Raw genomic sequence first — 11,881 nt, forward strand, 5'->3', positions numbered from 1 at the left:
TCCGAACCCTTTAGAACGCGGCGTTCTGCGGGGAACGCCCGCGGAGCACCATGGCTTCGCGCACGCGCTCCTGAGCGGTGGCGCGGGCCACCTCGTGAGTGGTCCGCCCCTGAGCCTTCGACGCATCGAGGGTGTCGATGGTGCTGGCGCGCAGCTTGTTCGAGATGTTGTCGAACACGGCTGCCGGTTCGGGGCGGATTCCGGAGTAGCGGGCATCCATCGCCACGGCTGCGGCGACCACACCGCCGGCGTTGGCGATGAAATCCGGAACCACGGTCACGCCGCGGTCGAACAGCACCGACTGTGCTTCGGGGCTGCTCGGCAGGTTTGCGCCTTCGACGACGATCTTGGCCGGCAACGTGCGGGCGAGATCGGCGTCGATGACGTCCTGCAACGCCGCCGGGATCAGGATGTCCGCGGTCACCGAGAGTTCTTCCCCGGCAGCGAGAGGCTTGGCGTCGGAGTACTGGTCGACGAGTCCGTCACCGTACTGATCGCGCAGATCGAGCAAGGTGGCGACGTCGAGCCCGTCCGGGTTGTGGATGCCGCCCTGCGAGGTGGACACAGCGACGATGGTGGCCCCGAGTTCCGCGAGGCGCTTCGCGCTCGCAGCTCCGACCGCTCCGAAGCCCTGGATGGACACGCTCAGCGAACCGGTGGACAGGCCGAGGGCCTGCGCGGCGGCGTCGGCCGACTCCGCGACACCGTGGCCGGTGACCCCGAGCTGGTCGTACGGGAGCCCACCGAGCGCGTGGGGGGTGCCCACCGCGCCGCCGCGTCCGCCGACCTCGTCGAGCATGATCGCGGCGTCCTTCTCGGTCAATCCCACGTCGAGCCCGAAGACGTACTCCTCGGGGACCTCGTTGCGGAGTGCCCGGACGAAGGCACGCAGGACCGCCTCCTTGGAGGAGGCAGTCGGGTCGGCCCAGATGCCGGCCTTGGCCCCGCCGTAGAACAGGTCGACCCCCGCCCACTTCCAGGTCATGTTGCGGGCCAGCCTGGCGACCTCGCCGACACTCACCGTGGTGGACATGCGGGTGCCGCCCTTGCCCATTCCGCGGGCGGTGTTGTCGATGACGAGAACGCCGCGCATGCCGGTGCGTGCATCGGAGACACACACGACCTTCTCCGGACCCCATTCGTCGATCAATTCGAACATCGTCGTTGCTCCTCGTGCGATTCGATAGGGGGATGTCAGCCGAAGTTGACGCCCTGAGCCAGGGGCAGCTCGCGGGAGTAGTTGATGGTGTTGGTCGCGCGGCGCATGTAGGCGCGCCAGGCGTCCGAGCCGGATTCGCGGCCGCCGCCGGTGGTCTTCTCGCCGCCGAACGCGCCGCCGATCTCGGCGCCGGACGTGCCGATGTTGACGTTGACGATGCCGCAGTCCGAACCGTCGGCGGCGATGAACCGCTCCGCCTCACGCTGGTCGGTGGTGAAGATCGACGACGACAGACCCTGCGGGACGTCGTTGTGCAGGGCGATCGCTTCCTCGAACGTGTCGTACGTCAGAACGTAGAGGATCGGGGCGAAGGTTTCGTCCTTGACGATCTCGCTCTGGGCTGGCATCCGCACGATCGCCGGCTCGACGTAGTACGAGCTTTCGCTGCTCGGGCGGCGCTTGCCGCCGACGAGGATCTCGCCGCCCTGCGCGACAGCCTTGTCGAGGGCTGCGGTCATGTTGGCGTGGGACTTGCCGTCGATCAGCGGGCCCACGAGGGTGCCGTCGGCGAACGGGTCGCCGATCGGGAGGCGGCCGTAGACCTGGGAGATCCGGTCGATCAGCTCGTCGGCGATGTCCTGGTGGACGATGATGCGGCGCATCGAGGTGCAGCGCTGGCCGGCGGTGCCGGCGGCGGCGAAGACGATTCCGCGGGTGGCGATGTCGAGGTCCGCCGACGGGGTGACGATTGCAGCATTGTTTCCGCCGAGCTCGAGGATGGCGCGGCCGAACCGGGCGGCGACGCGGGGAGCGATCTGCTCGCCCATCCGCTCGGAACCGGTCGCGCTGATCAACGGCACCTTCGGGCTGTCGATCAGGGCCTGGGTGTCGGCGGCACTCGCCGAGACGAGGACATTCAGGTTGGCCGGGGCGCCGGATTCTTTTGCGGCACGGTCGAACAGCGCCGAGCAGGCGGCGGCGGTGAGGGTGGTCAGCTGCGCGGGCTTCCAGATCACCGAGTCACCGCAGACGATGGCAAGAGCCAGGTTCCAGGACCACACCGCGGCCGGGAAGTTGAACGCCGAGACGACACCGACGACACCGAGCGGGTGCCAGGTCTCCATCAGTCGGTGTCCGGGACGCTCCGAGGGCATGGTGCGGCCGTCGAGCTGCCGGGACAGACCGACCGCGAAGTCGCAGATGTCGATCATTTCCTGGACCTCGCCGAGGGCCTCCGAGCGGATCTTGCCGACCTCGATGCTGATCAGGTTGGCGACGTCTTCCTTGTGCTCGGTGAGCAGTTCGCCGAGGCGTTTGATCAGGAATCCGCGGACCGGGCCGGGAACGGTGCGCCACTGCAGGAAGGCCTCGTGGGCGGCATCGATCGCGGCCTCGACGTCGGTGGCGTCGGCGGCGGGATAGTCGAAGAGGCTCTCCCCCGTGACGGGGGAGCGGGTGGTGATGGTGTTCTCGACCCCTGCGGTATCGAGTACGGCCGGGTCGACCCCACACCGCTGCAGGCTGGTGCGTGCGAGAGTGCGCAGTTCGTCGGTGGTGGGAAGGGCGATGGTCTCGGCGACAGCGGTGCTCATTTACTTGACTCCTTGGGTAGCGATGGGTGCCGGTTCTTCGATGGGTCCGCGGATTCCCAATTGGTTGGCAACGTGATCGAGGGAAGCGCGGCGGATCCCGTCGTAGAGCGTGTACGGGTTGTGCAGTGTGCGGCCCAGAACTCCTTCCATCCAGGCGGCGTCGATATCGGTCGTCGACTGTGTGGTGTCCTTGTGTCCGTCCGAGGTCAGATTGGACTGGAAGATCCCGGCCGCGGATTTCGGAAGGAAGTCCTCGTAGACGATCGGCTCCGGGCGGACCCAGCCCTGATCGATCAGATCCTGTAGCGATCGTTCGGGCATCGTGCCGTTGCGTTGCTTGTCGTTGTCGACCCGGTAGGTGAAGTACGCCAGATCGTGGAGCGCGAGCCCCTGTTCGGTGGCGGGCACCTGCTGGTTCCACAGCTCCGCAGCGATCTCGTTGCGTGCCTCGGCCGGCACCGGCGCGGTCGCGGCCGCCTCCCTGACCGCCTGCTCGATCTCGACGGTCAACCGGTCGTAGACCTCGCGGCCGCGGACGGTGGCGGCGATGCCGCGGGCTTCGACCTCACCGAAACGCACTCGCAGTGAACCCTTCTCGACGGTGCCGTCGGCCTCGCGGAACACCCGCGGTTCGGCGAGAGCCCGGAACGAGGTCTGCCGCAGCAGCAGATCCGGACCGGCCCATCGCGGCGGACCCTGGATCGTGTCGATCATGTCGATCCGGCGACGCTCCATGCGGGCGTAGAGACCGTCGATGTCGAGCACGCGGGGGGTCAGGTGGTTGATGTGTGTGCTGGCGACGCCACCGATATCGGCGGCCACCGAGGAAACCTGCTCGAGTTCGCGGTACCAGGCGCGGTCGACGGCCTCGGTGGATAGCTTGAATGCCGCAGTGGCCAACGTCAGGAACATCTCGGCGTCACCGGAATTCAGTCCCCGGTACTCGGTGGCCCGGTCGGCGAGTACCAGCAGTTCGGCGGTGAACAGCCGGCGCTTGGCGAGGAAGCTCTCGAGGCGTTGCTGCAGATCGGCGCTGAAGAAGCGGCGATCCGAGGGCACCAGCATGGAGGTGAACACCCGGAAGGGGTTGCGCGCCAGTTCGTCCGGGTCCGTCGGACGGAATGCCGTGGAGACGACCGGCACCGAACTGGCAGCGGCCTCGCGCAGGTCGTAGAACCCGACCGGGTACATGCCCATGGCCGCGAACACGCGGGCGACCTGGGCCATCTCCTGGGGGGTGCCCACTCGGATGGCACCGTGACGTTCGGCGGTGACCCGGGCGATGGAACCCAGACGTTCTGCGCCCGCACCGAGATTCGACAACACGGTGTCGTTGACGGCCTGCGATACCTCGAGCAACGTGGTGTATGCGGGAACTTCCTTCCCGTACATGTGCGAGAGACGGCGAGCGAACTCGGCGCGCAGTTCCCACTGCTGGGTGATCGGCATGGCGTGCAACTCCAGGGTCGATGAGGATCGGGTGAGATCGAGATCGTGGTCGCCGGCCGGCTCCGAAGAGCCCCGACGTGTCCGACGTTTCGTTCCGCACGTTCATCGTGGTCCGCGGAAATCAATAGCACCAGCGAAGAAAGTTAGCCACAACCGTTTAGAATCTCTATATGAATATGAGCTTGGCGCACCTCGTCGCACTTCGAGAGCTGGCCCGGCGCGGAACGATGGTCGCGGTCGCCGAGGAACTCGGGTACACCGCGGGGGCCGTATCGCAGCAGATCGCAGCCTTGGAGAAAGCCGTCGGCTCCCGGCTCGTCACCAGGGTGGGGCGCAATGTCGTGCTCACCGATTCCGGCACCGTCCTCGCCGAGCATGCGGTGAAGATCTTGAGCGCGGAACAGACTGCCCTCGACGCGCTGCGTGCGGTGCACGACGATGTCGCTGCGCCTCTTCTTCTCGGCACCTTCGGCAGTACCGCCGCGGCCTTGTTGCCACCGGTGGTGGCCGCAGCGCAGCGCAAGTACCCGCATCTCGCCCTGAGCAGCCGTGAACTCGACGTCGACGAGGCCGCCACCGCGGTCCAACGCGGCCAGGTCGACGTCGCCTTCGGGTTGGACTACCCCAATTCACCGATGCCCCGCACACCGGATATCGAGATGATCACCCTGCGCAGCGAGCGATTCGGGCTCGCCGTCTCCTCCGGCGCCTACGGCATCCGCACCGAGGGGACCATCGATCTGCGCGAGGCCGCGGAGTGGAACTGGATTCTGCCTCCCGCGGAGACCCAGTTCGGTCGCGCTGTCCGCATCGCCTGCCGTCAGGAGGGTTTCGAGCCGATTGTGCGGCACGAAATCGTCGATACCGCGGTGTCTCTGGCGCTGGCCGGAAAGGGACTGGGGGCCGCTCCGGTCACCGACATGATGATCAGGCTCAACAGTTCGGTGCCGATCATCCGCGTCGACCTCGAGCAGGAGATCGGTCGGCGAATCGTCCTCATCCGTCTCGCCGGCTCGGAGACCAGGCCTACGGTGCGGGCCATCACCGACATCGTTCGCGCCGCGGTCGACCCGGCGTCGACGGCGGGCGAGAAGATCTGATCGCCCGATCGGACACAGCGGTCAGGTCTGCTCGCCGTTGCCGCCCTCTTCGGTTCCGAGGTGCTCGAAGATGAAGCGCCCGAGCGTGAGGCCGACATGCAACTCGAGGCGCTGCGCACCCACCGAGAGATCGAGGCCGGTGATTTCCTCGATCTTCGCGAGGCGGTAGTACAGCGTCTGACGGTGAATGCCGAGGACACCGGCCGTTGCGCCGGTGTCACCGGCCTGGTCCAGGTAAGTCTGTGCGGTGACGAGCAGGTCGACGTTGCGGTGGTCGAGCAGGGCCCGCACGGACGGGGTGAGGACTGCATCGGCGACGACGCTGGTGGGCCCGCACGAGGACAGCCGGTAGATGCCGAGTTCTTCCCAGTACGCGATCGGTCCCATCGATTCGTCGTGCCGGGCGACCCGGACGCCGAGTTTGGCTTGCTGCCAGCTTCGGCGGGCAGACCGCAACCCCTGGTGCGAACCCCCCACCCCGACCAGAGCTCCGGCACCCGCACCGCTTTCGGCAACGGACCGAACGGGGTCGACGGCGCCGCCGCCGGCGGGGAGCATCACCGCGGTCAACGATCCGATCGGTGCCAGCAGAGCGCGTGCGCCGGGGGCGGGCAGGAAACCGTCGACGGCCAGCACGGTCAACGCGCCGCCATCTGGCAAGAGCCCGGACTCTTCGATGCGAGTAATCGCACGGGCAAAAGCCTTTCGGTCGCCTTCGAGGAGGTCTACGACGGCGACCGCCATATCGTCACGACCCCGGGCCGTGTGTGCGAGTTGCGCGCCGGCCTGGCCGGCCAGGGACATTGCGGCGGCGAGATCGCCGTCGGACACGGCGCTGTTCTCATCCGGCAGGACGAACAGATATCCGTACGCCGCGCCTGCGTAGCGAGCCGGAAGACAGATCCGCGACGACGCTTCGATATCCGGATTCTCTGGCGTGATCACCGGGCGCGTGGTATCGGCAATCCCGAAGCTTTCGTACCACGCGCGCGCCTCCGGCGGGCAACTGCGGGTAAGGATCGACTGCACCCGATCTTTGTCGACGTCAGGCGACTGGGTGCTGTAGGCGATCAGCGAAAAGGCCCGGTCGACCAGGACGACCGATGCCGACAGGCGTTCGGCCACCTCGGTGACCACTTCATCGAGATTCACTTCACCATCTCCGTGAACAGCGTATTTCGTGAGCGATAACTATGGCGATCATTCGGAATCGGCCATACATGTGTCTGACTGACGGGGCGGAAAGTTCTGGCACATGTCCCTAGCATGCTACGTGGTGGGCCGTTACGTTGATCACACACGAACGGAAGTTCGCCATCTCGCCGGGACCAGGACCGCATTTCCGTCCCCGGCCCGTCACGGTATCGCGGCGTCCGATCACGCCTGCGACCACCGGGGCACAGCTCGCGCTTTCGATCTCGTGTCCGACTCGACCTTTGGAGCGTTTGATGTCCACTCTCGAACAACCGCCCGAGACGTTGCAGAAGTCTCTGAAACAACGACACCTCACCATGATCGCGATCGGGGGTGTCATCGGTGCCGGCCTCTTCGTGGGCTCGAGCGCCCTGCTGCACACCTCCGGCCCCGCCGCATTCGTGTCCTACGCCATCACCGGTGTCGTCATCGTCCTCGTGATGCGCATGCTCGGCGAAATGGCCACCACCAACCCGTCGACCGGATCGTTCGCCGGCTATGCCCGCAAGGCCTTCGGGGGGTGGGCCGGCTTCACCACCGGCTGGCTGTACTGGTTCTTCTGGGTCGTCGCGGTCGGCGCCGAAGCCGTCATCGGCGGCAAACTGCTGCAGCGCTGGATCGACCTGCCCTCCTGGGTGATGGCGGTCGTCCTGCTGTTGGCCATGGTCGCCACGAACCTCCGCTCGGTCCGCAACTTCGGCGAGTTCGAGTACTGGTTCGCAGGCATCAAGGTCGCCGCGATCCTGCTGTTCCTCGGCCTCGGTGCCGCCTACGTCTTCGGCCTGTGGCCCAGCCATTCCGCCGACTTCTCCAACCTCACCGATCACGGCGGCTTCACCCCCAACGGCTGGACCGTCATCCTTTCCGGCGTCGTCGTCGCCGTCTTCTCCATGGTCGGCCCCGAAATCGCCACCATCGCCGCCGCCGAATCCGCCGAGCCGGAGAAGGCCGTCGCCAAGGCCACCAACTCCGTGATCGCCCGCATCGGGTTCTTCTACATCGGCTCCGTGCTGCTGCTCGCCATCATCGTCCCCTGGACCGACGTCAAGGTCGGCCAGTCGCCGTTCGTCGACGCCCTCACCCACATGGGCATCCCTGGCGGACCCGACATCATGAACGCTGTGGTGCTCGTCGCCGTACTCTCCTGCCTGAACTCCGGCCTCTACACCTCCTCGCGGATGCTCTTCACCCTCGCGCACAAAGGTGATGCGCCACAGAGCATCGCAAGGCTGGACAAGCACGGCGTCCCCCGCAACTCGCTGCTTCTTGCAACCCTCGTCGGCTTCGCCTGCATCGGCCTCGACTACCTCTCCCCCGACACCGTCTTCGCCTTCCTGCTCAACGCCTCCGGCGCCACCATCCTGATGGTCTACCTCATGATCGCGATGTCGCAGATCAAACTGCGCGGCCTGATGACCCGTGAAGAAGTCGCGCAACTCCGCCTGAAGATGTGGCTGTTCCCCTACCTGTCGATCCTCGCCGCCGGCGGCATCCTCGCCGTGCTGGTGTCGATGTTCTACGTCGAATCGTCCCGCTCGCAGCTCTCCCTGAGCGTCGGAGCACTCATCGCGACGTTGATCGCCTACCGGCTTCGCCGGCGCATCAACCCGCAGAACCCGCTCGCGAACAACATCTCCGCTCCCGCTCCCGGGCCGATCACCAAGCCCGCCTCGAAGTAACACCCCGGGTGGCGGCGGGTGAGACCAGACACGGTCTCACCCGCCGCCACCCTTGTGTCTGCACACCCGGGGGGTCAGTCCCGTCGGCGCGCAGCGTCGGCGTCGAGCTGCGCGGCGAGCAATTGCGCCAAGTGGTCACCGCGACGATCGGTCAGATCCGACAACTGGGTCCGGCAGGAGTAGCCGTCGGCCAGGATCGTGGTGTCCGCGTCCGCCCCGGCCACGGCGGGCAGGAGGTGCTGCTCGGCGACCGCCACCGACACCTCGTAATGCCCCTTCTCCACCCCGAAGTTGCCGGCCAATCCGCAGCATCCGCCCAGCCGCTGAACCTGCGCGCCTGCCCTCTCGAGAAGCTGAGCGTCCGGACTCCATCCCATCACCGAATGATGGTGGCAGTGCGGCTGCGCGACAACGGACTTGCCTTCGAGAGACGGCGGTTCCCACCCTCGGTCCGTCAACAGTTCCGCGAAGGTGCGGGTTGCGTCGGCGACCGGTTCGGCCGCCGACCTACCGAGCAGTTCCGCGGCGTCCGAGCGCAACACACCCGTGCAGGACGGCTCCATTCCGACGATCGGAATTCCGGCCGCGGCACTACCGGACAGTGCATCCACGGTGCGGCCGAGGATCTTCTTCGCCGCGGTGAGCTGCCCGGTGGAGATCCAGGTGAGCCCGCAACACTGCTGCTTGTCGGTCAGTTGCGGCCGGTAGCCGGCGGCCTCGAGCACCTGCACCGTGGCGTGCCCGACCTCGGGGGTGAAGTAGTTGGTGAACGAGTCCACGAACAGCAGCACCGGGTCACCGGTCGTGACGCGGTCGTTCTCCGTGGCCTTGAACCAGGACCGGAACGTCTGCTTCGCGAACGGTGGGATGGTGCGGCGCTCGTCCACTCCGGCCGACGACAACGCCAGCGGTCCGATGCCGGGAACGCGCATCGCGGCGTTGACCAGACCGGGCGCGTGGCTGGCGATCTTCGCCCAGCGCGGAAGCCATCCCAGCGAGTAGTGCGAGGCGGGGCGGATGCGGCCCTTGTAGCTCTGGTGCAGCACTTCGGATTTGAACGCGGCCATGTCGACACCGGTCGGGCAGTCCGAGGAGCACCCCTTACAGGACAGACACAGGTCGAGGGCGTCGTGAACCTCGGGCGATCGCCAGCCACCGTCGATGTCGGTGCCGTTGATCATCTCCTGCAGCACGCGCGCCCGGCCGCGGGTAGAGTCCTTCTCCTCCCGGGTCGCATGATACGACGGACACATCACTGCCCCGGTGGCGGTGTTGTCGGCCCGGCATTTTCCGACGCCGGTGCAGCGGTGCACCGCCTGGGTGAAATCTCCGTCGTCGTGGTGGTAGGCCAGGGCCAGGTTGCGGCGCAGGAGTGGGGCTGCGGGAATGCGCAGGTCCGCGTCGACCGGGTGGGGGTCGACCACCACTCCGGGGTTGAGGATGTTGTCCGGGTCGAAGACGTGCTTGACGGCAGCAAAGAGTTTCATCGCGTCCGGTGAGTACATCAGTGGCAATAGTTCGCTGCGGGCGCGGCCGTCCCCGTGCTCACCGGACAGGGATCCGCCGTAGCCGGCGACGAGTGTGCTCGCCGCGACCAAGAAGTCCCGGAAGATGCCGTCGCCGCCGGGCTTGTCGAGCGGCCAATCGATGCGCACGTGCATGCATCCGTCACCGAAGTGCCCGTACGGCAAGCCGGTGACGTCGAATTCGTCCATCAGGGCGTCGAAGTCGCGTAGGTAGTTGCCCAGCATGGCCGGTGGCACGGCCGCATCCTCCCATCCCGCGTGTGCGGGAAGGCCGGCAGGACTGCGGCCGGCGAGTCCGGCACCATCGGCGCGAATCCGCCACAGCTGGGCGGTGCGCCCCTCGTCGGTGACCACGAGGCTGTCCACGGCTCCGCAGTCCCGTCCGACCTGCTGGGCCCTGGCGATCGTCTCGTCGAGGTCGTCGCCGACGACCTCGACGAACAACCAGGCCGCCCCCGCAGGCAACGGCGGAACCGCATCCGGGCCGCGGCGCTCGCGCACCACCTCGACGATCCGGGAATCGATACCCTCGCAGGCGGTCGGATCGAACTTCAGCACCAGCGGGGTCGCGTCACCCGCCGACGCGATGTCGGCGTACCCCAGCACGACCAGGACGCGGTGGGCGGGCTCGGACACCAAGCGGACCGTCGCGCGGGTTGCCACCGCGAGGGTGCCCTCCGTGCCGACCAGCATGCGGGTCACGTCGAACCGATTTTCCGGCAGCAGGTGTTCCAGGGCGTATCCGGACACCTGACGGCCGAATTGCCCGAGCTCGGTGCGAATGGTCGCCAAACCGGCGCGGGTGACCTGCTGTAGTGCACTCAGCGCCGGGGAGGCCGTCACCTCGCCGGCCGAACCCAGTTGCAACGACTCCCCGGTCCCGGTCAGAACGTGCAGGCCCTTCACGTTGTCCGAGGTCCGGCCGTATCCGAGCGTGCGCGAACCGCAGGCATTGTTTCCGATCATGCCGCCGATGGTGCAGCGCGTAAACGTCGATGGGTCGGGCCCGAATCGTAGGCCGTGCGGTGCAACGGCCTGCTGCAGCACCGTCTGAATCGTGCCCGGCTCGACGGTGGCGGTCTGTGCGTCCCTGTCGATCGACAGCACCCGGTTCATGTGCCGGCTGAAGTCGAGAATCAGTCCCGTCCCGACGGCGTTACCTGCAACGGAGGTGCCACCACCGCGAGAGGTCAGCGGCACGCCCTCTCGGCGGCACACCGCGAGGGCGGCAGCGACCTCGTCGGCGTGGCGCGGCCGCGCGACGACCAGCGGTCGCACCCGGTACAGGGACGCATCGGACGAATAGGCAGCGCGGGTGGTGCCGTCGGAGAGAACATCGCTCACTCCCGAACTGCGCAGCTCAGCGGCCAGTGATTCAGCGGAGATCATTCGTAGCATGCTACATGCACCTAGCATGCTACGAACAGCCCCGTGTTGTTACAGTGATCGGGTGGCAGACGAAGCGCTCGAACTCGAACCGCTCACCCCGTTCGCGGGACGACGGATGGAGCAGGCGATCGCGGCGGTGCGGGCGGCCATCGACGACGGCCGCATGAAACCGGGAGTGAAGTACTCGGTCTACCAACTCGCCGAGGGTCTGGGCATCTCCCGAACCCCGGTGCGGGACGCTTTGCTGCGCCTGGAAGAAGTGGGAGTCATCAAGTTCGAAGCACGCCAGGGCTTCCGCATTCTTCTCCCCCAGCCGAAGGAGATCGCGGAGATCTTCGCAGTCCGGTTGGCCCTGGAACTACCCGCGGTCCGCAAGGCCGCAGCCGTGGCCGACCCCACGCTCTCGGATGCACTGCAGCGGCAACGACGCCTGATGCAGGACGCCGCCGCCGGCGGCGACGAACACGAGTTCGCCCATCATGATCTCGGGCTTCACGACCTGATTCTCGACGCCGCCGACAACGCCCGAGCCCGCGCGATCGTCAAGACCCTTCGCGAGACCACCCGGCTACTCGGGGCCAACACCGCCGACAAGACCAGAACACTCACCGACATCGACGACGAGCATGCGCCCATCATCGATGCCATCATCGCCGGGGACCCCGACGGAGCCGAAGCCGCCATGCGCGTTCATCTGGTCAACACCGGGAAACTCCTTGTCGCCCAAGCTGTTCTCAGCGAAAACTCCGGCCTCTCCGTCGACGAGATCTGGTCTGCCGTCATCTCCTGACCA

8 protein-coding genes are annotated in these 11,881 nt (G+C 66.9%); 3 read left to right on the forward strand and 5 right to left on the reverse strand.

Going from position 1 to position 11,881, the window contains the following annotated elements; genetic code table 11:
• Window positions 1–10 precede the first annotated feature (10 nt).
• From RHA1_RS01690 to hglS, 3 genes are read right to left on the reverse strand one after another with little or no spacing between them, the layout of a single operon-like run.
• Complete coding sequence (locus RHA1_RS01690) at window positions 11–1,159, reverse strand: Glu/Leu/Phe/Val family dehydrogenase (protein ID WP_011593614.1); 1,149 nt, start codon at window positions 1,157–1,159, stop codon at window positions 11–13.
• 35 nt (window positions 1,160–1,194) lie between these two features.
• Entirely contained in the window at window positions 1,195–2,751 is a 1,557-nt protein-coding gene (amaB, locus tag RHA1_RS01695; RefSeq protein ID WP_011593615.1) for an L-piperidine-6-carboxylate dehydrogenase, read from the reverse strand.
• Window positions 2,752–4,200: a 2-oxoadipate dioxygenase/decarboxylase gene (gene hglS, locus RHA1_RS01700; protein ID WP_011593616.1), complete on the reverse strand. Its 1,449-nt coding sequence runs from the start codon at window positions 4,198–4,200 to the stop codon at window positions 2,752–2,754.
• Between the two features lie 170 nt (window positions 4,201–4,370).
• Between hglS and RHA1_RS01705 the strand changes: the two genes are divergently transcribed.
• Entirely contained in the window at window positions 4,371–5,300 is a 930-nt protein-coding gene (locus tag RHA1_RS01705) for a LysR family transcriptional regulator (RefSeq protein ID WP_011593617.1), read from the forward strand.
• A 21-nt stretch (window positions 5,301–5,321) separates the two neighbouring features.
• On the opposite strand, the gene RHA1_RS01710 is transcribed toward RHA1_RS01705, so the two are convergent.
• Complete coding sequence (locus tag RHA1_RS01710) at window positions 5,322–6,452, reverse strand: PucR family transcriptional regulator (RefSeq protein WP_011593618.1); 1,131 nt, start codon at window positions 6,450–6,452, stop codon at window positions 5,322–5,324.
• A 296-nt stretch (window positions 6,453–6,748) separates the two neighbouring features.
• Here RHA1_RS01710 and RHA1_RS01715 point away from each other — a divergent pair, with 296 nt between their 5' ends.
• Window positions 6,749–8,173, forward strand: coding sequence for an amino acid permease (locus tag RHA1_RS01715; RefSeq protein ID WP_041810937.1), 1,425 nt, complete (start codon window positions 6,749–6,751; stop codon window positions 8,171–8,173).
• A gap of 74 nt (window positions 8,174–8,247) precedes the next feature.
• Here RHA1_RS01715 and RHA1_RS01720 read toward each other — a convergent pair whose 3' ends face one another.
• On the reverse strand, window positions 8,248–11,097 hold the full coding sequence (locus RHA1_RS01720) for an FAD-binding and (Fe-S)-binding domain-containing protein (RefSeq protein WP_011593620.1): 2,850 nt from the start codon (window positions 11,095–11,097) through the stop codon (window positions 8,248–8,250).
• A 52-nt stretch (window positions 11,098–11,149) separates the two neighbouring features.
• On the opposite strand from RHA1_RS01720, the gene RHA1_RS01725 reads away from it, so the two are divergent.
• Window positions 11,150–11,878, forward strand: a complete 729-nt coding sequence (locus tag RHA1_RS01725; protein WP_009472903.1) for a GntR family transcriptional regulator — start codon at window positions 11,150–11,152, stop codon at window positions 11,876–11,878.
• Window positions 11,879–11,881: the final 3 nt, after the last annotated feature.

Source organism: Rhodococcus jostii RHA1 (assembly GCF_000014565.1).
In the GTDB taxonomy this organism is placed as follows: Bacteria; Actinomycetota; Actinomycetes; order Mycobacteriales; family Mycobacteriaceae; genus Rhodococcus_F; species Rhodococcus_F jostii_A.

Coding starts and splice junctions, on each gene's coding strand:
- RHA1_RS01690 (WP_011593614.1), bottom strand. CDS start 1,159: ATGTTCGAATTGATCGACGAATGGGGTCCGGAGAAGGTCGTGTGTGTC.
- amaB (WP_011593615.1), bottom strand. CDS start 2,751: ATGAGCACCGCTGTCGCCGAGACCATCGCCCTTCCCACCACCGACGAA.
- hglS (WP_011593616.1), bottom strand. CDS start 4,200: ATGCCGATCACCCAGCAGTGGGAACTGCGCGCCGAGTTCGCTCGCCGT.
- RHA1_RS01705 (WP_011593617.1), top strand. CDS start 4,371: ATGAATATGAGCTTGGCGCACCTCGTCGCACTTCGAGAGCTGGCCCGG.
- RHA1_RS01715 (WP_041810937.1), top strand. CDS start 6,749: ATGTCCACTCTCGAACAACCGCCCGAGACGTTGCAGAAGTCTCTGAAA.
- RHA1_RS01720 (WP_011593620.1), bottom strand. CDS start 11,097: ATGCTACGAATGATCTCCGCTGAATCACTGGCCGCTGAGCTGCGCAGT.